Below are 20,779 nucleotides of genomic sequence, written 5' to 3' on the forward strand. Positions count from 1 at the left end.
TAAGAAAAGCCAAGAACTACAATGAGTTATCGCGGTCTTTTGATGCCGCGACGCAGCGTGGGTTGGCAGCAATGCCATCACTGTGCCAGTCTCTCGCACCATGCCAGCGCTCCTGGCGCTCTGTTTTCGTCGGTGATCTCAACCGTTTCGTGGTGATTTCGCCCCGTATTCTTTCCGGAGAGTGGATGATTCGTCCCTCGGTTTTGCTGCTGTTTTGCGCATCGTTGCTACTGCCAATGACGGCGGTTGCGCGTCTGCCCGGGCCGCTACAAGCCGTGCCTGCCGCCAAGGTCCGCGATCTTTCGGAGATTCGCAGCAGTCGCGTGTTGCGGGTGCTGGTCAACCAGAGCCGTAACAGTTCCGGTGAAGTCCAGGGTCAGGCCATCGGCGTCGAATACCATCGTCTGCGCGCCTTCGAGCAATACCTCAATGGCCATTCCCGCGATGGCCAGGAAATTACCCTCAAGATCATTCCCAAAGCCAAGGATCAACTGCTCGGCGCGTTGCAGCGTGGCGAAGGTGACTTGGTCGCCCCTGGGGAGTTGCTCGATCTGCATGCCGGTTATGCGGTAGCCAGCAGTGAGCCGATTGCCGCTAACGTGCCGTTGGTACTGGTCGGCATCAAGGGCGAGCGGCGCTACACCAAGGTCGAGCAACTTGCCGGCAAAACCCTTGCGTTACCCACCGGCAGCGCTGCTGGGGAGGCGGTCAGTCAACTCAATCAGAAACTGGCGTTACGCAAACTCGCGCCGATCAAGATCGAATGGGTCGATCCGACGCTGGCCGTGGAAGACGTGTTGGAGATGGTGCAGGGCGGCATCTTTCACCTGACCGTCGTTGAACTGCCGATTGCCGAGCGCTGGGGCAAGATCCTGCCCAAGCTGCGTGTCGATCGACAATTGGTGATCAGCGAACCGGGTGAGGAAAACTGGTTCGTGCGCCGTGATGCGTCGATGTTGCGGGCCAGCGTCGACCGCTTCATCAGCGGTTACAAGAAACCGGCGAACGAAGATGCGGCGTTTCTGCGCATTTATCGCCGGCTCTATCAGGTTCACTATCCATTGGCCAAGGCCGACCGTCAGCGTCTTGAAAAACTGCGCCCGACCCTGCAAAAACACGCCGCTGCGCAAAATATGGATTGGTTGAACCTGGCAGCGCTGGCGTTCAAGGAATCGGCGCTGCAGCCCAACGCCCGCAGCGGCAGTGGCCCGACCGGGCTGATGCAAATTACTCCATCCGCCGCCCAGCGCGTCGGTGTGAACAATATCCAGAATCTCGATGCGAACGTGCAGGCCGGGGCCAAGTACCTGGCGCTGATCCGCCGCAAGTTCTTCAACAGCCCCAAACTTAACGAGCGCGAACGCATGGCGTTCACGCTGGCGGCCTACAACATCGGCCCCGAGCGAGTGCAGGGCATGCGCGCCGAAGCCCGGCGCCGTGGGCTCAATCCCAACCAGTGGTTCTTCCAGGTCGAGCGCATTGCCATGGAGCAGGTGGGAATGGGGGCCGTCAGCTATGTTAATAGCGTGAACAAGTATTACTTGGCGTTCGATCGGGAGCGGGAGTCGTTGGAGCCCGGTGGACAGAAAGTTGTCTCACGGAAATAATCAAATAAATCGATTGTTATGGCGAAATATTTGCGCTTTAAACATGAAAATAACTGATTAATATAGCGGCCAACCCACACACACTTTCGCAAAACAAGGAACGCAGCATGAGCTCTCTGATCAACAAGGTACTGTTCACCCGCGCTGGCTACGGCCTGACCATCCTGCGCATCGTAGTCGGCGTGATCTTCGCCGCACATGGCGCGCAGAAACTCTTCGGAATGTTCGGTGGGTATGGCCTTGCCGGCACCGCGCAGTACATGGAGAGTCTGGGTCTGACGCCGGGTTATGCCATGGCCGTTCTGTCGGGTGGTACCGAGTTTTTCGCTGGCCTGGCGCTGATCATCGGCCTGCTGGTCCGTCCGGCAGCATTGGGTCTGACCGTCCTGTCGCTGGTGGCGATCTTCACCGTGCACATCAGCAACGGCCTGTTCATGGCCAACAACGGTTACGAGTTCGCCTTGGCTTTGCTCGGTGGCAGCCTCGCGGTGCTGATCGAAGGTGCCGGCAAGCTTTCGGTGGACCGCGCCATCGCCGGTTGACCGCTCTGGCTCAAGCAAAGGCCCGCATTGTGCGGGCCTTTTTTGTTGGCGCTGATTCTTGACACTGATCGGTCACGTTCTCTAGGATGTTGCCCATGCGCCGATTTAAACAGCTACTTGCGGGGCGCCAGGTGACTCGATCAGTCACCGTCAGAAGCCGGAACAGGGCTTCGAAATACCGCTAAAGCGCTGGTTCGGTGTTGCCTCTCACCTGCCATGCAGACTTTTGAGGCAGAGACACGACACAATGAATGCACTACGCCCTCCAGCACGTCCCGCGCCGATCACGGCACATATCACCCAGCGCAATCCAAAAATCCTCCTTGGCGGTAAACATCAGCCGACGCTGTTGCGTTATCTCGATGGCTGGCCACGTCGCAGCGGAGGTCCTGCCGCGTTCCTGATCCAGTTCGTTGAAGACGGCGAGTCGCTGACGCGTTTCGCCAGTGACAGTTTCGATCTGGCGGTGATTCAGTCACCGAGTGAGGAAGATGCGCCTGAAATGATCAAGCAACTGGTGCGTGTCGCGCGGCAGGGGCTGATTACCCGTCGCTGATCGCGCTCACGGGTAATCGATCGCCACGATGTAAACGCATTGTTCGCCGGTCGGAGTTTGCACACGCACTTCGGCATCCAGCGCCTTGCCAATCAAGGCTCGGGCCAACGGCGAATCAATGCTGATTAAACCCAGTTTCAGATCCAGTTCATCCGGGCCAACGATGCGGTAGCGCGATTGCTTGCCGTCTTCGTCCTCGATGGTGACCCAGGCGCCGAAGTAGACCTTGTTCGGATCGCTGGGTTTTTCGCTGACTACCTTGAGCGCTTCGAGACGTTTGGTAAGAAAGCGCACACGACTGTCGATTTCGCGCAGCATCTTCTTGCCGTAGGTGTATTCAGCGTTTTCCGAGCGATCGCCCTGGGCCGCCGCCTCGCTGACCGATTGCGTCACTTGCGGGCGGCGCACGTGCCACAACTCATGGAATTCGGCGCGCATCCGCGCTTCACCTTCAGGGGTGATCAGCGCGGTGCCGGCGGTGCGGGGAGGGCGATAACGGCTCATGGCAACTTCTTGTGGTGACGAGCGCTTGAGTCTATCAACCCTCGCGCAACACTGTCAGCGGACTTGCGTTGAGTGCCCGGCGCGTGCCGAACACACCAGCGCCGCCGATCAGCACTGCGCCAATCAGCGGTAGCACCAGCAGCCACGGATGCGGATGCCACGGCAGATCGAACGCGTAGCGATACAACACCAGACTTACCACTTCCGAGCCAATCGCCGCGAGCAAACCGCTGACCGCGCCGAGCAGGCCGAACTCGATGCGCCGAGCCTTGATCAGCAATTGCCGCTCCGCACCCAAGGCACGCAGCAGCGCGCCTTGGCGAATGCGTTCATCCAGCGTCGCTTGCAACCCGGAAAACAACACGGCCATGCCCGCCGCCAAGACAAACAACAACACATATTCCACCGCCAGGGTGACCTGGGCGAGGATGCTGCGCAGCTGTTCAAGCAAGGCTTCGACCTGAAGAATGGTCACCGCCGGGAAGGCGCGCGACAGTTCGACGATCTGCTGGTCGTGACCCGCGGCCAGATAGAAACTGGTCAGGTAGGTCGCTGGCAGGTCCTTCAATGTGCCAGGCTGGAAGATCATGAAGAAGTTCGGCTGGAAGTTGTCCCAGTTGATATCGCGCAGACTGGTGACTTTCGCTTCGCGATTGACCCCGCCAACACTGAACACCATGTGATCGCCCAGTTTGAGCTTGAGGCTCTCGGCAACTTTGCCCTCCACTGACACGCCCGGTACATCGCCGGTTGGCTGTTCGGTCCACCACGTTCCGGCAGTCAGTTTGTTGCCGGCGGGCATATCCGCGGCCCAGGTAAGGCTCAGGTCACGTTGTACCGCGCGGTCGCCGGCAGAATCCTTGCTGACGATTTGCTGCACCGGGTCGCCGTTGATGCTGATCAGCCGTCCCGGCACGACCGGGTACAGCGGCGCCGCTTGCGCGGACACCTTGATCAGGTGATCGGTGAACGCCTGCTTGTCCGCCGGCAAAATATTCAGGGCAAAGTAGTTCGGTGCGTTTTTGGGCAGCTGGTTTTGCCAGGTGTCGAGCAGTTCGCCACGCAACAGCGCGATCAGCGCCATGGACAACAGGATCAGGCCGAACGCCAACGATTGACCCGCTGCGGCCAGTGGATGGCGCAACAGTTGGCCGAGGCCAAGACGCCACGGCAACGATGCGCGGGCGAGCATCCGCCGCAGGCTTTGCAGCAATAACAGCAACAGACCACCGAGCACCAGCGCAGCGACGATACCACCGCCGAGCAGTGCGAACGTCAGCAGCAGATCAAGGCTGAGGCGCCACATGATCAAGCCGAGAGCGCCCAAAGCGGCGCCGTAAACCATCCAGGTACTCGATGGAATCGGCAGCATGTCACGGCGCAACACGCGCAATGGCGGTACACGACCCAGCGCGGCGAGCGGCGGCAGGGCGAAACCGGCCAGCGCCACCAACCCGGTGCCGATCCCGGCGATGGCCGGAAACAGGCCGCCCGCTGGCACATCACTCGGCAACAGATCATGCAGCAGCGCAAACAAACCCAGTTGCGCCAACCAGCCGAGCAGCGCACCGCCAATGGCGGCGAACAACCCCAGCACCGTCAGTTGAATACTGAACAGCAGCATGGTTTCCCGACGTGATAACCCGAGACAGCGCAGCAAGGCACTGGCATCGAAACGACGGCTGGCGAAGCGATTTGCTGACAAAGCGACGGCCACCCCGGCCAGCAGCACCGCGACCAGACTGGCCATGTTCAGATAGCGCTCGGCTTTGCCCAACGCGCCACCAATCTGCCGGTTGCCGTCGCGGGCATCCTGAATCCGCTGGTTCGCCGCGAGCCCCGGTTTGATCAACTGTCGATAGGTTTCCAGCGCTTGCGGCTCGCCGCGCCACAGTTCGCGGTAGCTCACCCGACTGCCGGGCTGCACCACTGCGGTAGCGGCAAGATCGTCGAGATTGATCAGCACCCGTGGCGTCAGGCTGTAGAAGTTGCCGGCGCGATCCGGCTCGTAGGTCAGCACCCGGGTCAGCTTCAATGTCTTCGAGCCGACATCGATGCTGTCGCCGATATTCAGATCCAGCGCAGTCAGCAGACGTGCCTCGACCCAGGCTTCGCCCGGTTGTGGTTCGCCGCCGGGCTCTTCAGTGGCGAAGGGCGCCGGGGCGCTTTTCAGCTCGCCGCGCAATGGGTAAGCGCGATCAACCGCTTTGATACTCGACAACTGAATGCCGTTGTCGGTGGCGATGACGCTGGAAAACTCCACCACCTGCGCATGGTTCAGGCGCAGTTCGGTGCCGCTCCTGATCTGCTCCTCACGAGCCGGTGAGCTGCCTTCAAGCACCAGGTCTGCGCCGAGAAACTCGGTGGCACGCAACATCATGGCGCCGTTGAGGCGAGCGCCGAAATAACCGATGGCGGTACTCGCCGCCACCGCCACGACGAGGGCGAAGAACAATACCCGCAATTCTCCGGCGCGGGCATCGCGCAGCAGTTGGCGGATGGCGAGACTGAACAGACGCAACAGCGGCAGACGTGCCATCAAGGCTCCAGAGGGGCGACCAACAGCCCGGCTTCAAGACGGATCAGACGCCGGCAGCGATGGGCCAGGCGTTCGTCGTGGGTCACCAGCACCAGGGTGGTGCCGCGTTCCTTATTCAATTCGAACAGCAAGTCGCTGATGCGCTCGCCGGTGTGGCTGTCGAGGTTTCCGGTGGGTTCATCGGCGAACAGTACGTCAGGTTCGGCAGCAAACGCCCGGGCAATCGCCACGCGTTGTTGCTCACCACCGGACAATTGGCGCGGCGAGTGCGTCAGGCGCTGGCCGAGTCCGACCCGTTGCAGCAATTGGGTTGCGCGCTCACGAGCGTCTTTGCGGCCATCGAGTTCCAGCGGCAGCATGACGTTTTCCAGTGCATTGAGACTGTCGAGCAACTGGAATGACTGAAAAACGAAACCGACGTGCTCGGCACGGATGCGCGCGCGCTGGTCTTCGTCGAGACCGCTCAGGCCCTGGCCGGCCAGCGTGACTTCGCCGCTGCTGGGCAGGTCGAGCCCGGCGAGCAGGCCGAGGAGGGTGGATTTGCCGGAACCGGACGCGCCAACGATGGCCAGGCTGTCGCCCTTGTTCAGTTCCAGGCTGAGTTCGTGCAGGATAGTCAGTTCACCTTCCGCGCTGGAAACCACTTTGCTGAGGTTCTTCGCGGTGAGAATGCTTGCGCCCATGGAGAATCCGATGCGTGTATGGTTTTTGAGTGCTGGCCTGGCCTTGATGTGCATGGCCCAGAACGCAGCGGCGGGTACTGTCCTGATCGTTGGCGATAGTATCAGCGCCGGTTTCGGCCTGGATACCCGTTTGGGGTGGGTGTCGTTGCTGGAGCAACGGCTCAAACAGGAGGGTTTCGACGATAAAGTGGTCAATGCCTCCATCAGCGGCGACACCAGTGCCGGAGGCCAGGCGCGGCTGCCCGCGCTGCTTGCAGAGCATAAGCCTGAACTGGTCATCCTCGAACTGGGTGGCAATGACGGCCTGCGCGGAATGCCGCCAACGCAATTGCAACAAAACCTTGCGGCGATGATCGACAGCTCGCGGCAAAGCGGCGCGAAGGTGCTGCTGCTGGGCATGCAACTGCCGCCCAACTACGGCAAGCGCTACACCGATGCTTTCGCCGAGGTCTACGGCAAACTCGCCGATGACAAAAAAATCCCGCTGGTGCCGTTTTTCCTCGACGGCGTGGGCGGCCATCCGGACCTGATGCAGGCCGATGGTCTGCACCCGGCGGCCGGGGCTCAGGGCAAGTTGCTGGAAAATGTCTGGCCGACGCTAAAACCGCTGCTTTGAGGCTTTTCTAGCGGCAGGCTTTCGGCTAATGTGGCGCCCCCTTAATCGGAGGCCCCGATGTCGCGTTCTGCCTGGTCCCTTTTTGCCTATCAACTGATCGAGCCTGACGAGCAGCTGGATCTGTTCGCCTGCCAGGAAGTGCGGGTGCATCTGGTGACCCGTCAACTCGAACTCGGCGGCTCGGCCGATCGCACTCTGTGCGGCAGCCTGCTGCCGGCGCAACCACGCTGGTCGAGCGTGGATCGCCGGGTGTTTCAGGACCAGCGCCTGTGCTCGCTGTGCCGGGCGATTCTTGAGTCGCAGAAGCGCGGGACTTCGCCGATCTGGCCTGAGTTGCGTTTCGAGCTCTAAGATAAGATCAAAAGATCGCAGCCTTCGGCAGCTCCTACATTTGGAATGCAGTCTTCTATAAGGGAGCTGCCGAAGGCTCGGGCCGCGATCGGACGATCTTTTCGCACTCAGCGCGGTCTATCGGCCTGTCTCCCCGAATATTCAAAGTGCAGTGTACAATCGCGCTCTTATACCCTTGATGATCATGCGAAGGATTTTCCGGATGTTGCCGCGCTTTCCTGCCGTCACCCGCTGCCTGTCACTTGCCGCCCTGTGTGTGGCCGGTCCCGTTGCTGCATTGGAGCTTCCCCTGCCACCACCCGGTGAGGACATCGTCGGCCAGGTGCAGGTGATCAAAGCCAAGTACGAAGACACCTTCGCCGATCTGGGCACCACCTACGATCTGGGCTATTCGGAAATGGTCGCGGCCAACCCGGGTATCGATGCCTGGCTGCCAGGTGCCGGTACCGAAATCGTGCTGCCGACACGTTTCATTCTGCCGCCGGGCCCGCGTGAAGGTATCGTCATCAACCTTGCCGAATACCGCCTCTACTACTACCCGAAAGGCCGGAACGTGGTGTACACCTTCCCGCTGGGTATCGGCCGTGAGGGCTGGGGGTCGCCGATCGCGCACACCACCATCACCGCCAAAACTCCTAATCCGACCTGGACGCCTCCAGCGTCGATCAAGGCTGAACACGCTGCTGATGGTGATCCGCTGCCAAACGTGGTGCCGGCCGGTCCTGACAACCCGCTGGGTCCGTTCAAGTTCACCCTGGGCACGCCGGGCTACCTGATCCACGGTTCGAACAAGAAGTTCGGCATCGGCATGCGCACCAGCCACGGTTGCTTCCGCATGTTCAACAACAACGTGCTGGAAATGGCCGGCATGGTGCCGGTCGGGACTTCGGTGCGCATCCTCAATGATGCCTACAAGTTCGGTCGCAGTGGCGGCAAGGTCTATCTGGAAGCGCACACGCCGATCGACGACAAAGGCAACCCGTCAGTGGTCGACAAGCACACGGCTGTGATCAACGCGATGCTCAAGCGTGAAGACATCACCAATAACTTGCGCATGAATTGGGATGTGGTGCGTGATGTAGTCGCAGCCGAAGATGGCCTGCCAACCGAAATCGGTACGCCTGGCACTACGGCGCCGATGGTCTCCAGCGCCCCGATCGATCTACAGCAGTAAGCTCAAAAAAAACCCGCCGATGCGTGAGCGTCGGCGGGTTTTTTATTGCCCGGACAAAAGCATCCGGCACAAAAAAGCCGACCCAAAAAATGGGTCGGCTTGATAACAATCCCGAAGGACTATTACTTGCGGCTAGCTTTTTCCAGCATGCGCAGAGCACGCTCGTTAGCTTCGTCAGCAGTCTGTTGTGCTTTTTGAGCAGCAGCCAGAGCTTCATCAGCTTTACGGTAAGCTTCGTCTGCACGAGCCTGGGAGCGAGCAGCTGCGTCTTCAGTAGCGGTCAGACGTGCTTCGGTTTCTTTCGATGCGCTGCTGCAACCGGTAGCCAGAACTGCGGCCAGAGCCAGAGCAGAGAATTTCAGAACGTTGTTCATCGTGTTCCCCTTCAAGGACTTTCAATTAAGTGGCTGTCTCCTCCGATTGAGGAAATAGCCGGCGTACATACTACCCATTACTTGTAGTAAGTAAACTGACGTATAGCAAGAAGCAAAAAAAATTGTAGGCGCTGATTCTTTTTCGAGCAACTTTTAACTGCGCTGTATAAAAAACATCCAGCTGCAAGCCCCGCGCTGAGCGAGTCAATCAGAAAAAGTTCCCGTCATGGCGTGTTGTTTTTGCAGTGTTGGCTAAAGTCTTTCTAGATGAATTCGTCCACACTTTTGTTCCGATTTTGCGTGCTGCTTCGCTTATCTTTATCCATGTTGAGGTGACTTTAAAAAAGGTCGCACGTCTTAAGTCTCAACATCCGGCAATGTTCAGGTGAGCGGCCCGGGAAGATCTTCTCCCAAACCGCACCTGCGTCCATCGGAGCCAACACCGTCAACCGCTTGATGACGAGCGCACCTTGAGCAATTTTGCCAATGGTGCCTACTATTTATCAGGTGCTCGGTTGTACGAGATCGGTGTGTCTCTTCTCGCTGTCGATCAGGCACGGGGTGGCGTAGATGTTCCTTCGCCGGAAAAACATCGGTAAGGTAGGGGTCAGAATCCAAGACCCGCGAGGAGTAGTGATGAGCGAGGCGTTGTCCATCCACCATGACCAGGCTGGTCATCAGTTCGAGACCAATGTGGACGGTCATCGTGCCTACCTGACCTATATGGATCTGGGGAAACAGACCCTGGATATCTATCGCACGTTCGTGCCCAACGCCTTGCGCGGCCGCGGCATTGCGGCGGCGCTGACCGAAAGCGCGCTGCAATATGCCGAAGAAATGGGCTACACGGTGATTCCATCCTGCTCGTACGTCGAGCGTTACATGGAACGTCATCAGCGCCGCGCCGCAAAGATCTGAATCGCACACAAAAAAACGCCGGGCAATGCCCGGCGTTTTTTATGCCTGAAAAACGCGTATCAGCTGCGCTGGCGTTTTGGCAGAACATCCTTGAGCTTGGCGTGCATGCTGCGCAGGGTGTTCTCGGTAGCGGACCAGTCGATGCAGGCATCGGTGATCGATACGCCGTATTGCAGATCGGCGAGGTCCTTCGGAATCGCCTGGCAGCCCCAGTTCAAGTGACTCTCGACCATCAGGCCGATGATCGACTGGTTGCCTTCGAGGATCTGGTTGGCGACGTTCTCCATCACCAGCGGTTGCAGGGCCGGATCCTTGTTGGAGTTGGCGTGGCTGCAATCGACCATGATGTTCGGCTTGATCTTCGCCTTGTTCAGCGCCTGCTCGCACAGCGCAACGCTGACCGAATCGTAGTTCGGCTTGCCATTGCCGCCACGCAGCACCACGTGACCGTAAGCGTTGCCTTTGGTGGTGACGATCGACACGCCACCTTCCTGGTTGATCCCCAGGAAACGGTGCGGGCTGGAGACCGACTGCAAGGCGTTGATCGCCACGGTCAGGCCACCATCGGTGCCGTTCTTGAAACCGACTGCCGAGGACAGGCCGGAAGCCATTTCACGGTGGGTCTGGGATTCGGTGGTGCGCGCGCCAATGGCCGACCAGCTGATCAGGTCCTGCAAATACTGCGGGGAGATCGGGTCGAGGGCTTCGGTCGCGGTCGGCAGGCCTTTTTCAGCCAGGTCCAGCAGCAGCTGACGACCGATGTGCAGACCGTCCTGGATCTTGAACGAGTCGTCCAGGTACGGATCGTTGATCAGGCCTTTCCAGCCGACGGTGGTGCGCGGCTTTTCGAAATACACGCGCATGACCAGATACAAGGTATCGGAGACTTCCGCGGCCAGCACCTTCAGGCGCTCGGCGTATTCGTGGGCAGCCTTGATGTCGTGGATCGAGCACGGGCCGATCACTACGAACAGACGGTGGTCGGTGCCATCAAGAATGTTGCGAATGACTTCGCGGCCCTTGGTGACGGTGCGCAGGGCAGCGTCGCTCAGAGGGATATCACGCTTGAGCTGATCAGGTGTGATCAGGGTCTCGTTAGAGGCGACGTTTAGGTCGTTGATCGGTAAATCAGCCATCGTTTACTCGTCAGGTCACGGGTGCCGGCCGCCAGCGATCCCCGCGCGGCGGAGCACAGCGGATTTAAGCGCGTCGGGGAGCGGAACCTTAGCGCGTTACGCGCCTGCTCGACAATGGGCAAACGCCGCTTTAATCCAGCACTGGCAGGGTAAAGGCCTTGCTCACGCTATCGTGGGAGAACTCGTCGGCATGTTGTTCGACCCATTGCAGGGCCGCCGCTTGAATATTCTGCAGGCCATCGTGGGCGTCGTTGATGCGGCAGTAGCGTTCAATCTGACACACCTGCTCACCCATTCGTGCACTGAACAGCGTTTGTTCGTCGGTGAAGGCGATGCCCACCAGATAACCTTTTTTACGGCGCAGACACCACGCCACATAGCCCGGAAAACAGAGGTCGGCGTTGAGAGTCGGCAGGCGTACTTGCAGCGCGGTGCCATGGCGCCAGGCACGGTGGTAATTGCAAGCGATGCCGCCGAGGCTGATAGTGTGCAGCTGTTGCCTGGAAATACATTCGGGCTTGAGCAACGTCAGTTCAACCGGCACTTCGTCCGGATGAGGAATGAAACGTCCCATGAGCACAGACTCCCTGTGTCAGCCATTTGACATTGTTTCCCCCAGTATAGTGGTCGAATCCGAACTGACCGATTTCGACGCCGACCAAAGGCTGTTGGCGATGAGCGGCGTTTCGCTGGTGATTTTCACCAGTGTCGGCTGCGCCAGTTGCCGCTTCGCCCGCGAGGTGTTGCCGGGGTTCGCACTGGCGGTGGATCGTCTGTGCTGGATCGATGCCGGCAACAACGGTGGTCTGGTCGAGCGATATCAGGTCTTTCATTTGCCGGCGCTGTTTGTGGTGCGCGACGGCGAATTCTTTGGCGCATTGCACACGCGCCTGACAGCCGATGCACTCAACACGGCATTGGCGCAGGCACTGGGTCGAATTGCAGAGGAGTTGCCATAAATGGGGACAATCAACAAACCGGTGGTGGGAATTATCGGCACCGGTGCGATTGGCGGGTTCTACGGGTTGATGCTGGCGCGGGCGGGGTTCGATGTGCACTTTCTGTTGCGCAGCGAGTTTTCTGCCGTCGCCGAACGTGGCTTGCAGGTGGACAGTGCGGTGCATGGTCTGCTGAAGCTCGATCCGGTACAGGCCTATTCTGCGGCCGAAGACATGCCCAAATGCGACTGGCTACTGGTCGGCGCCAAGACCACCAGCAATGCCGGGCTGGCGCCGTCGATCATTGCGGCAGCCAAGCCAGGCGCGAAAGTGCTAGTGCTGCAAAACGGTCTCGACGTGGAAGACAGCCTGCGGCAATTGCTGCCTGACACACTGCATTTGCTCGGTGGGCTATGCCTGATCTGCGTGCATCGCGACGGCCCGGGTCTGATCACCCATCAGGCACTCGGCGCAGTCAACGTCGGTTATCACAGCGGCCCGGCAAGCGATGACGGCGCGCGTATGGCGATCGTCGAGGAGGGCTCCGGACTGTTCCGCGTTGCTGGCATTGATTCCCAGGCAATGCCCAATCTGCATCAGGCGCGCTGGCAGAAACTGGTCTGGAACATTCCCTATAACGGACTCTCGGTGCTGCTCGGCGCGGGCACCACGCCCCTGATGGCCGATGCCGACAGCCGTGCGTTGATTCAGGCGTTGATGGCCGAGGTCGTGCAGGGCGCCAAGGCTTGCGGCCAGGACGTGGCGCCCGGTTACGCCGACTTCCTGTTCACGATGACCGAAAAAATGCCCGACTACTGGCCGAGCATGTACCACGACTTTTTGCACAAGCGCCCGCTGGAACTTGAAGCGATTTATGCCCGACCCTTGGCGGCGGCGAAAGCGGCAGGCTGTGAACTGCCGCGCATCGAAGCGCTGTATCGAACATTGAGTTTTATTGACCGACGCAACACGTGAGTCGGTTTTTTGCGCAAGGAGGGGGAACGTATGGCCAAGAACATCGATGACAAACTGGTGCTGGCGATTTCGTCGCGTGCCTTGTTCGACCTGAGCGAGAGCCACAAGGTCTACCTGTCGAGCGGCGTCGAAGCCTACCGGCAATATCAGATCGAACACGAAGACGAAATTCTTGCCCCCGGCGATGCTTTCCCGCTGGTGGAGAAACTCCTGAGCCTGAACAGTCGCCTCGGCCGTGCGCGTGTCGAGGTGATTCTGGTGTCGCGCAACAGCGCAGACACCGGATTGCGCGTCTTCAATTCGATTCACCATTATGGTTTGGCCATTTCTCGCGCGGCGTTCGTCGGTGGGCGCAGTCCTTATCCCTACCTCAAAGCGTTTGGTTGCGACCTGTTTCTCTCCACGCACGCCGAAGACGTACGCTCGGCGCTGGATGCCGGTTTCGCTGCGGCAACGATTTTGTCCGGAGGCGCCAGCCGCGCCGCCAGCGACGAATTGCGCATCGCTTTCGACGGTGACGCGGTGATTTTTTCCGACGAGTCGGAGCGGGTTTATCAGTCCGGTGGGCTCGAAGCCTTTCAGGCCAAGGAGCGCGAATCGGCGCGCGAGCCATTGCGCGGCGGGCCGTTCAAGGGCTTTCTGGCGGCGCTCAACCTGTTGCAACGCGAGTTCCCTGACGACGACTGTCCGATCCGCACGGCGCTGGTCACCGCGCGTTCGGCACCGGCCCATGAGCGGGTGATTCGTACGTTGCGTGAATGGGACATCCGCCTCGACGAATCATTGTTTCTCGGTGGCCTGACCAAATCGGCGTTCCTCGAAGCGTTTGCCGCCGACGTATTCTTCGACGATCAGGCCGGTCATTGCGAACTGGCCCGTGAAGTGGTCGCCACCGGCCATGTGCCGCATGGCATCAGCAACGAGCCGTCGATCTAAAGCCCTGTGCTTCAAGACGTTGCGTTGCCCGTCGTACTCGCCAAGGCACTGCTAAGCTGAATCAAATCTCCGCCATGTTGGCTTGCGAGGAGGTCATATGATTCGTTCGATGCTGTATGCCACTGACCTCGGTCTGTACGCACCCTTCGTCATGCAGCATGCCCTGGCGTTGGCGCGAACGTTCAATGCCGATCTGTATGTAGTGCACGCGGTGGAACCGATGGGGCTGTTCGCCGAATCGGTGTTGCAGAGTTATCTCGACGAGCAGTCGCTGAACGAATTTCATAGCCAGGGTCTGAAAACAGTCATCGCCAATATCGAGCAGCGCGTGCTGGAGAGTTTTCGCGAAGAGCTTGGCGAAGAGGGCGAGCAGGATTTGCAGCGGATTCGTGCAGTGCGCGTGGTGCAGGGCGATCCGTCGCATGTGATTCTCGACCAGGCGCAGAAACTCTCTGTCGATTTGCTGATCGTAGGAAGTCACAGCCACGGGGTGGGCGCGGAAACGCCGTTGGGGCGCACGGCGGCGCGGGTCCTGCAGCTGGCCAAGGTGCCGGTCTATCTGGTGCCGTTGGTGGAGCGGCGGCGACGCGAAGATCGCTGAAGCGGGAATAATGGCACTTTGACAAAAAAGTTCTAGATTTATTCTTCAAACCATTAATATAGTTATATACCGTCGCTGATGCCCGTGGCGTCTATCTGCTTTGAGGGATACATATGAAGCTTCAACAATTGCGCTACATCTGGGAAGTGGCGCACCACGACCTCAACGTTTCCGCTACAGCCCAAAGCCTTTACACCTCGCAACCGGGCATCAGTAAGCAAATCCGACTGCTGGAAGACGAACTCGGCGTTGAAGTGTTTGCCCGCAGCGGCAAGCACCTGACCCGCGTCACCCCTGCCGGCGAGCGCATCATCACCACCGCCGGTGAGATTCTGCGCAAGGTTGAAAGCATCAAGCAGATCGCTCAGGAATTCTCCAACGAGAAGAAAGGCACCCTGTCGATCGCCACCACTCACACTCAGGCACGTTATGCACTGCCGCCGGTGATCAGCAACTTCATCAAGCAATACCCGGATGTGGCGCTGCACATGCACCAGGGCTCGCCGATGCAGATCGCCGAAATGGCGGCTGACGGCACCGTCGATTTCGCCATCGCCACCGAAGCGCTGGAACTGTTCGGCGATCTGGTGATGATGCCTTGCTACCGCTGGAACCGCTGCGTAGTCGTGCCACAGGGCCACCCGCTGACCAAGCTGCCGAAGCTCACTCTGGAAGCGCTGGCCGAATACCCGATCGTGACTTACGTGTTCGGTTTCACCGGCCGTTCGAAACTCGACGAAGCCTTCAGCCATCGTGGTCTGACGCCGAAAGTGGTGTTCACCGCTGCCGACGCCGACGTGATCAAAACCTATGTGCGTCTGGGCCTGGGCGTGGGCATCGTCGCCAAAATGGCGGTCGACACCAAACTCGACAGCGACCTGGTGGTACTGGATGCCAGCGAGTTGTTCGAATCGAGCGTCACCAAGATCGGTTTCCGTCGCGGCACTTTCCTGCGTGGTTTCATGTGCGACTTCATCGAGAAGTTTGCCCCGCACCTGACCCGCGAAGTAATGGCAAAAGCCATCGCGTGCCACAACAAGCAGGAACTGGAAGAGCTGTTCGACGGCGTCGAACTGCCGGTCCACTGATCCACTGCTTCAGAGCACCTCGGTAACAGCAAATTGTTGCCGGGTGCCCGCCACCAGAATCTCTACCTCATCACCCTCGAACTTGCCCAGCAGGCTTTTGCCCAGCGGCGAGCGCGGCGTGATGACGGTAATCGGCTGACCCACCACATCGATTTTCAGGCCTGCCGCATCCGGTGCCAGGAACAGCCATTGCTCGCGACCCTTTTCGTCTTCCAGACCGAGCAGGGCGCCGACCTCGATGCCACGGTTTTCGTCATAGGCGCGCAGCGTCAGGTTCTGGCACAGCGCCAGTGACTGACGGATTTCCTCGACACGTTTCGCTTGCCCCGCCGCCAGATAAGACGCCTCAAGTCCAAGCGTGTCGTACTTGTTCTCGGCGATGTTCTCTTCGTGGGTCGCGGTTTCGTAAGCGGTTTGCGCGGCGCGTTCGGCTATATCGAGGTCGATGCGCAGCTTGTCGAGGATCAGTTGGTGGACGCTGTGTTTGTTCATGATCAATCGCAGAATTGCAAAACGTTGGCGCGGCTTTTTTCGCTTGGCGCGGTTTGGTCCTGTTGCAACCAGAACTGACATTTGGGGTTCGACAGATTGCGGCGGCTGTCGCGTGCCTGATCCAGACGATTCTGTTGCTCGTTCTTGCGCAGGTTTTCTTCGTACTGATCGAACAGCGGACTCTGCGGCGCAATGTCCGGCACCGGTTGCACCACGGGTGGAGTGGCCAGTTGCTGAACTGCCTGGGCCACCGGCGCCAATTGTTCATTGAACACAAAACGCGAGAGCAGCCAGCAGGTCAGCGCAATCGCGAGGAAACCCAGCCACAGGCCCAAGGCAATACTGCCGGTCAATTGCAGCGCGCTAAGCTGAACAGGCAAGGGGCGACGCGGGTTGGGACGATAGGGCATGGCTGCCTCCTGGCGGATGGTTGCGGGCAAGTGGCGATTGTCGCACGAAGATTAATCGCCGTCGGCTCTTCTGCATTCGCTCATTAATGCGGACAATCGGTGCTTTTGCCAACGGGAGTCTTGAATGCCGTCACTGAATACCCGCTGGGATATTTTTTGCACCGTCGTCGACAACTACGGCGACATCGGCGTGACCTGGCGTCTGGCCAGGCAATTGGTGGCCGAACATTCGCTGGCCGTGCGGCTGTGGGTTGATGATCTGCGTGCGTTCGAACGTATTTGCCCAGAGATCGATATCAACGCCGCGCAACAATGGCAGCAAGGTGTAGAGGTGCGGCACTGGCCGAGCGAGTGGTTGCCCATCGACGCCGCTGACGTGGTGATCGCAGCGTTCGCCTGCCAGTTACCGAGTGCTTACATGGACGTCATGGCCGAGCGGGAGAAGCCGCCGTTGTGGCTGAACCTCGACTATCTCAGCGCCGAAGACTGGGTCACCGGCTGCCACGGCCTGCCGTCGGTCAAATACAAGTCGGTGCAGAAAATCTTCTTCTTCCCGGGGTTCCGCCCCGGCACTGGTGGACTGCTGCGCGAAAGAGGCTTGCTCGAACAGCGTCGGCAGTTTCAGCGCGATGACCAGGCGCAGCGACAATTCCTGCAAGGTCTGGGCATTGAGCGTGCTCCCGATGCACAACTGATCTCGTTGTTTGCCTACGAGAACGCTGGACTGGCCAGTTGGCTCGACGTGCTGGCGGCTGGCGCGACGCCCACGCATTTGCTGGTGCCGGAAGGGCGGATTCTCGGTGACGTTGCGCGCTGGCTCGGCGTGGAAACCTTGACCGTCGGGGCGATAGAGGTGCGTCAGGCGCTGACCGTGCAGGTGCTGCCGTTCGTTCGTCAGGATCAATACGATCACTTGCTCTGGTGCTGCGATTTCAACGCGGTGCGCGGTGAGGACTCATTCGTCCGGGCGCAGTGGGCGGGGCGGCCGATGCTGTGGCACATCTATCAGCAGGACGAAGACATCCATCTGGACAAGCTCGACGCCTTCCTTGCCCTGTATACGAAAGGCCTCTCGCCCGCAGCGGCGCAGGCGATGAACGGTCTATGGCAGGCGTGGAGTGCGGGTCAGCCAATTGGCGATCAATGGCTCAGCGCCCGTAAACACTGGCCAGAACTGCAGGAAAATGCCGAGACATGGTGTCTGGAACAAGGCTTGCAGGCCGATCTTGCCGCAGCGCTGGTACAGTTTTACCTAAATTGGATATGATACGCGGCCTAGATTTATGTAAATCCCATCCAAATTCGGATATTCGCAATGAAAACTGGTAAAGAACTCAAACCCGGTACCGTGATCCGTCTCGAAAACGATCCTTGGCTGGTTCAGAAAGCTGAATTCACCAAGTCGGGCCGTAACAGCGCGATCATGAAGACCAAGCTGAAAAACCTGCTGACCGGTTACAAGACCGAGATCGTTTACAGCGCTGACGACAAACTGGACGACGTAATCCTCGACCGCAAAGAAGCGACCCTGTCCTTCATCAGCGGCGACACCTACACGTTCATGGACACCACTGACTACACCATGTACGAACTGAACGCCGAAGACATCGAAGCCGTTCTGCCTTTCGTTGAAGAAGGCATGACCGATGTTTGCGAAGCGATCTTCTTCGAAGAGCGTCTGGTTTCGGTAGAACTGCCGACCACCATCGTGCGCGTCGTTGACTACACCGAAGGTTCGGCTCGTGGCGACACTTCCGGCAAGGTAATGAAGCCAGCCAAACTGGCCAACGGTACCGAGCTGCAAGTTGCTGACTTCATCGAAATCGGTGACAAGATCGAAATCGACACCCGCGAAGGCGGTTCCTACAAAGGCCGTGCCAAATAAGCACTGCTTTTTGCGGAAAGAAAAAGCCCGACCATTGAGTCGGGCTTTTTTGTGTCTGCAAGAAAGATCAAAAGATCGCAGCCTGCGGCAGCTCCTACACCTGTTCATGTAGGAGCTGCCGAAGGCTGCGATCTTTTTCTTTGCTTACACCGTGACGTGCAGACGTACTCCGACATTGCCACGCGTGGCGTTGGAGTACGGGCAGACCTGGTGAGCGGCGTCGACCAGGCTTTGTGCGTCGGCTTGTTCAAGGCCCGGCAGGCTGATGTGCAGGTCGATGTCCAGACCGAAACCACCAGGGATCTGGCCGATACCGACGTGGGCGGTGATCGAGGCATCGTCCGGGATTTTGCGTTTGGTCTGGCTGGCGACGAATTTCAGCGCGCCGATGAAGCAGGCCGAATAGCCGGCGGCGAACAGTTGCTCAGGGTTGGTCGCCGCGCCGCCAGCACCACCGAGTTCTTTCGGGGTGGCGAGTTTGACGTCGAGCACGTTGTCGCTGGAGATCGCACGACCGTCACGGCCGCCGGTGGAGGTTGCGATTGCGGTGTAGAGAGTTTGCATGGTGTGAGCCTCGATGGGTGTGATTTGTCGCGCTAATTGTTTGCGCGCTAAGTAAGTTCGAGGTGAATGTAGCTCGCCAATGTTTAGTGCGCAATATAAATTTTGAAAAAAGTTGGCTTCGTTGATCCGGAAGGAGCGCCAAGAGCGTCAGAACCCTTGATCCAGAGCAGTTATCAGCATTGAACAGGGAGTGGGAAAATTGCACAGCGCAGGGTTCAACTGTAGGAGCTGCGGCACGCTGCGATCTTTTGATCTTTAAAAACAACATCAAAAGATCGCAGCGTGCCGCAGCTCCTACATTGATTCGGTCCAGCCCGGGTTCAGATCAAGCTTTCTTGCAGATGACTGCGCAGAGCCTGCAACTCGGCTTGCAGATTCTGCAAACGCTCGAGGCTGAAACCGCTGGCGCCGAGGATGCATTGCGGGATGCTTTGAGCTTTGTCTCGCAGAGCGCGGCCCTGCGCAGTCAACTCGACAATCACTACGCGCTCATCTTCACGGCTGCGTGTGCGACTGAGTAACCCTTCACCCTCCAGTCGCTTGAGCAGGGGGGTCAGCGATCCCGGATCCGTCAGCAGCCGCGTGCTGATTTCTCCCACGGTAAGACCATCCTTCTCCCACAGCACCATCATCGCCAGATACTGCGGATAGGTCAGGCCGATGGCTTGCAGCATCGGCTTGTAGACTTTGGTCATCATCAGCGAAGTGGAATGCAGGGCGAAGCAAGCCTGATTATCCAGCAGCAGGTCATCGCAGGTGTCGCGGTCGGTGGTCATGTCAAAGCCTTGATCAGTAATGCTCATGAATCTAGCGTTCGAATGTTTAATGCGCCAGATAATTTTCCAGACATCAAAGTCTGCCCAAATCCCGTTGCAACGCGAGATCCCACGGCGGCACCGGGCTGAAGCGGGTCTTGAGGTATTCCAGCAACAAACGGCTGCGCGAGTTTGTCTGCTGCTCCATGCGCAAGGCGTAGATGCCGGTACTCTCGGGTTGCGGCAGACCGTTTTCGCAGAACAGTGGCAGCAGTTCGCCGCGCAGCAGATATTCGCTGGCCAGCCACGTCGGCAGGTGCGCGATGCCCAACCCGGCCAACGCGCCGCACACCAGTGCTTCAGCGTTATTGGCGCTCATGCGGATGCGCGCCGGGCGGTGCAACTGCATCTGCCCGTCTTGCTCGAAACGCCAGGCGAAGGGCGGGGCGAGGCCATCCCAGTCGAGGCCGTCATGTTCGCTCAACTGCGCGGGATGATTCGGTACACCGCGCCGCTTGAGATAATCGGGGCTCGCGCAGGCGATGCGCACCATGCTCGCCAGTGGCGTAGCAACCAGTCGGGTGTCGGCCAGTTGCCCGGCGCGCAACACCAAATCGACCTTGCCCAGATTCGAGCCGTGCATGTCGACGAAACTGTCGATCAGGTGCAGTTGCACATCCAGGCCCGGATACATCACCAGAAAATCAGCAATCACTGGCGCCAGATGTCGGCGTCCGAACGCTGCTGGCGCATCGATGCGGATCAAGCCTTCCGGTGCACTGCTCAAGGAAACGGCTTCGGCGCGGGCCAATTGCAGTTCGGCGACGATCCGCCGCGCCCGTTCGGCAAAGGCCAGACCTGCCGGCGTGGCGCGTACGGCATGGGTGCTGCGAATGAACAACTGGCTGCCCACCGCGCTTTCCAGACTGTCGATGCGCCGCGCGACAGCCGAAGGTGTCAGTGGATGGCGACGAGACGCGGCAGAGAAACTGCCGCTTTCCAGCACATCGAGAAAAAGTCCGAGTTGATCGGTCAATTGATTGGGATTCATGTTATTCAACGCTTGTGCGAAATCGGCACAGCCATTGTGCGTTGCTATGCGTTTCCCCGCCAGCCGCGACTGCGTAGGATGAGT

Annotated in this window: 25 protein-coding genes; 14 read left to right on the forward strand and 11 right to left on the reverse strand. The window is 59.1% G+C overall.

The genetic code is table 11. The features are described from left to right. The first annotated feature begins 185 nt into the window (after positions 1-185). The 3 genes from ICA16_RS08865 to ICA16_RS08875 all read left to right on the forward strand — a co-directional run bounded on the left by ICA16_RS08865 (position 186) and on the right by ICA16_RS08875 (position 2,705). Positions 186-1,607 carry an MltF family protein gene (locus ICA16_RS08865; protein WP_150603338.1) on the forward strand — a complete coding sequence of 474 codons (1,422 nt, stop codon included), beginning with the start codon at positions 186-188 and terminating at the stop codon, positions 1,605-1,607. Positions 1,608-1,714: 107 nt separating this feature from the next. Further along, positions 1,715-2,149, forward strand: a complete 435-nt coding sequence (locus tag ICA16_RS08870; protein ID WP_047302390.1) for a DoxX family protein — start codon at positions 1,715-1,717, stop codon at positions 2,147-2,149. A 247-nt stretch (positions 2,150-2,396) separates the two neighbouring features. Then, positions 2,397-2,705: a class I SAM-dependent methyltransferase gene (locus tag ICA16_RS08875; RefSeq protein ID WP_150615941.1), complete on the forward strand. Its 309-nt coding sequence runs from the start codon at positions 2,397-2,399 to the stop codon at positions 2,703-2,705. Positions 2,706-2,711: 6 nt separating this feature from the next. Here ICA16_RS08875 and greB read toward each other — a convergent pair whose 3' ends face one another. The 3 genes from greB to ICA16_RS08890 are packed head-to-tail and all read right to left on the reverse strand — an operon-like array spanning position 2,712 to position 6,431. Continuing rightward, entirely contained in the window at positions 2,712-3,209 is a 498-nt protein-coding gene (gene greB, locus ICA16_RS08880; protein WP_025113125.1) for a transcription elongation factor GreB, read from the reverse strand. A gap of 34 nt (positions 3,210-3,243) precedes the next feature. Beyond that, on the reverse strand, positions 3,244-5,748 hold the full coding sequence (locus ICA16_RS08885) for an ABC transporter permease (RefSeq protein ID WP_210553959.1): 2,505 nt from the start codon (positions 5,746-5,748) through the stop codon (positions 3,244-3,246). Next, on the reverse strand, positions 5,748-6,431 hold the full coding sequence (locus tag ICA16_RS08890; protein WP_150603341.1) for an ABC transporter ATP-binding protein: 684 nt from the start codon (positions 6,429-6,431) through the stop codon (positions 5,748-5,750). Before ICA16_RS08890 ends, ICA16_RS08885 begins: the two co-directional genes overlap by 1 nt. Before the next feature lie 10 nt (positions 6,432-6,441). Here ICA16_RS08890 and ICA16_RS08895 point away from each other — a divergent pair, with 10 nt between their 5' ends. From ICA16_RS08895 to ICA16_RS08905, 3 genes are all read left to right on the forward strand, one after another. Continuing rightward, a complete protein-coding gene (locus ICA16_RS08895; protein ID WP_047599834.1) occupies positions 6,442-7,047 on the forward strand; it encodes an arylesterase in 606 nt (201 codons plus the stop codon). 57 nt (positions 7,048-7,104) lie between these two features. Continuing rightward, on the forward strand, positions 7,105-7,398 hold the full coding sequence (locus tag ICA16_RS08900; protein ID WP_007908575.1) for a hypothetical protein: 294 nt from the start codon (positions 7,105-7,107) through the stop codon (positions 7,396-7,398). A gap of 202 nt (positions 7,399-7,600) precedes the next feature. Beyond that, positions 7,601-8,572, forward strand: coding sequence for a L,D-transpeptidase family protein (locus tag ICA16_RS08905; RefSeq protein WP_210700409.1), 972 nt, complete (start codon positions 7,601-7,603; stop codon positions 8,570-8,572). Positions 8,573-8,694: 122 nt separating this feature from the next. On the opposite strand, the gene oprI is transcribed toward ICA16_RS08905, so the two are convergent. Next, positions 8,695-8,946: an outer membrane lipoprotei OprI gene (gene oprI / locus ICA16_RS08910; RefSeq protein WP_003183784.1), complete on the reverse strand. Its 252-nt coding sequence runs from the start codon at positions 8,944-8,946 to the stop codon at positions 8,695-8,697. A 636-nt stretch (positions 8,947-9,582) separates the two neighbouring features. Between oprI and ICA16_RS08915 the strand changes: the two genes are divergently transcribed. Then, the gene (locus tag ICA16_RS08915) at positions 9,583-9,864 is read left to right on the forward strand and encodes a GNAT family N-acetyltransferase (protein WP_003226804.1); all 282 of its coding nucleotides are present in this window, start codon (positions 9,583-9,585) and stop codon (positions 9,862-9,864) included. A 59-nt stretch (positions 9,865-9,923) separates the two neighbouring features. On the opposite strand, the gene ICA16_RS08920 is transcribed toward ICA16_RS08915, so the two are convergent. Further along, positions 9,924-11,000 (reverse strand): 3-deoxy-7-phosphoheptulonate synthase, encoded by a 1,077-nt coding sequence (locus ICA16_RS08920; RefSeq protein ID WP_042560279.1) that lies wholly within the window; start codon positions 10,998-11,000, stop codon positions 9,924-9,926. Positions 11,001-11,130: 130 nt separating this feature from the next. Then, on the reverse strand, positions 11,131-11,574 hold the full coding sequence (locus tag ICA16_RS08925) for a PilZ domain-containing protein (RefSeq protein ID WP_150603344.1): 444 nt from the start codon (positions 11,572-11,574) through the stop codon (positions 11,131-11,133). Here ICA16_RS08925 and ICA16_RS08930 point away from each other — a divergent pair. The 5 genes from ICA16_RS08930 to cysB all read left to right on the forward strand — a co-directional run bounded on the left by ICA16_RS08930 (position 11,573) and on the right by cysB (position 15,538). Next, a complete protein-coding gene (locus ICA16_RS08930) occupies positions 11,573-11,959 on the forward strand; it encodes a thioredoxin family protein (RefSeq protein WP_047302379.1) in 387 nt (128 codons plus the stop codon). The two genes, ICA16_RS08925 and ICA16_RS08930, sit on opposite strands and share 2 nt — an antisense overlap. Further along, positions 11,960-12,913, forward strand: coding sequence for a putative 2-dehydropantoate 2-reductase (locus ICA16_RS08935; protein ID WP_210700410.1), 954 nt, complete (start codon positions 11,960-11,962; stop codon positions 12,911-12,913). 30 nt (positions 12,914-12,943) lie between these two features. Next, entirely contained in the window at positions 12,944-13,849 is a 906-nt protein-coding gene (locus ICA16_RS08940; RefSeq protein WP_150603346.1) for a 5'-nucleotidase, read from the forward strand. Between the two features lie 97 nt (positions 13,850-13,946). After that, complete coding sequence (locus ICA16_RS08945) at positions 13,947-14,450, forward strand: universal stress protein (protein ID WP_210700411.1); 504 nt, start codon at positions 13,947-13,949, stop codon at positions 14,448-14,450. Positions 14,451-14,563: 113 nt separating this feature from the next. After that, entirely contained in the window at positions 14,564-15,538 is a 975-nt protein-coding gene (gene cysB / locus ICA16_RS08950; RefSeq protein ID WP_042560273.1) for an HTH-type transcriptional regulator CysB, read from the forward strand. A 9-nt stretch (positions 15,539-15,547) separates the two neighbouring features. Here cysB and ICA16_RS08955 read toward each other — a convergent pair whose 3' ends face one another. After that, positions 15,548-16,030, reverse strand: a complete 483-nt coding sequence (locus tag ICA16_RS08955) for a GreA/GreB family elongation factor (protein ID WP_150593146.1) — start codon at positions 16,028-16,030, stop codon at positions 15,548-15,550. Between the two features lie 2 nt (positions 16,031-16,032). After that, a complete protein-coding gene (locus ICA16_RS08960) occupies positions 16,033-16,440 on the reverse strand; it encodes a hypothetical protein (RefSeq protein WP_150615936.1) in 408 nt (135 codons plus the stop codon). Between the two features lie 124 nt (positions 16,441-16,564). Between ICA16_RS08960 and earP the strand changes: the two genes are divergently transcribed. Beyond that, positions 16,565-17,707 carry an elongation factor P maturation arginine rhamnosyltransferase EarP gene (gene earP / locus ICA16_RS08965; protein WP_210553955.1) on the forward strand — a complete coding sequence of 381 codons (1,143 nt, stop codon included), beginning with the start codon at positions 16,565-16,567 and terminating at the stop codon, positions 17,705-17,707. A gap of 48 nt (positions 17,708-17,755) precedes the next feature. Further along, the gene (locus tag ICA16_RS08970) at positions 17,756-18,325 is read left to right on the forward strand and encodes an elongation factor P (protein ID WP_007908599.1); all 570 of its coding nucleotides are present in this window, start codon (positions 17,756-17,758) and stop codon (positions 18,323-18,325) included. Between the two features lie 144 nt (positions 18,326-18,469). On the opposite strand, the gene ICA16_RS08975 is transcribed toward ICA16_RS08970, so the two are convergent. From ICA16_RS08975 to ICA16_RS08985, 3 genes are all read right to left on the reverse strand, one after another. Continuing rightward, a complete protein-coding gene (locus tag ICA16_RS08975) occupies positions 18,470-18,889 on the reverse strand; it encodes an organic hydroperoxide resistance protein (RefSeq protein ID WP_210700412.1) in 420 nt (139 codons plus the stop codon). A 320-nt stretch (positions 18,890-19,209) separates the two neighbouring features. Continuing rightward, a complete protein-coding gene (locus ICA16_RS08980; RefSeq protein WP_191626444.1) occupies positions 19,210-19,665 on the reverse strand; it encodes a MarR family winged helix-turn-helix transcriptional regulator in 456 nt (151 codons plus the stop codon). A gap of 73 nt (positions 19,666-19,738) precedes the next feature. Further along, positions 19,739-20,695: a LysR family transcriptional regulator gene (locus ICA16_RS08985; protein ID WP_150615933.1), complete on the reverse strand. Its 957-nt coding sequence runs from the start codon at positions 20,693-20,695 to the stop codon at positions 19,739-19,741. Between the last annotated feature and the right edge of the window lie 84 nt (positions 20,696-20,779).

Source organism: Pseudomonas anatoliensis, assembly GCF_017976235.1.
GTDB classification, from domain to species: Bacteria; Pseudomonadota; Gammaproteobacteria; order Pseudomonadales; family Pseudomonadaceae; genus Aquipseudomonas; species Aquipseudomonas anatoliensis.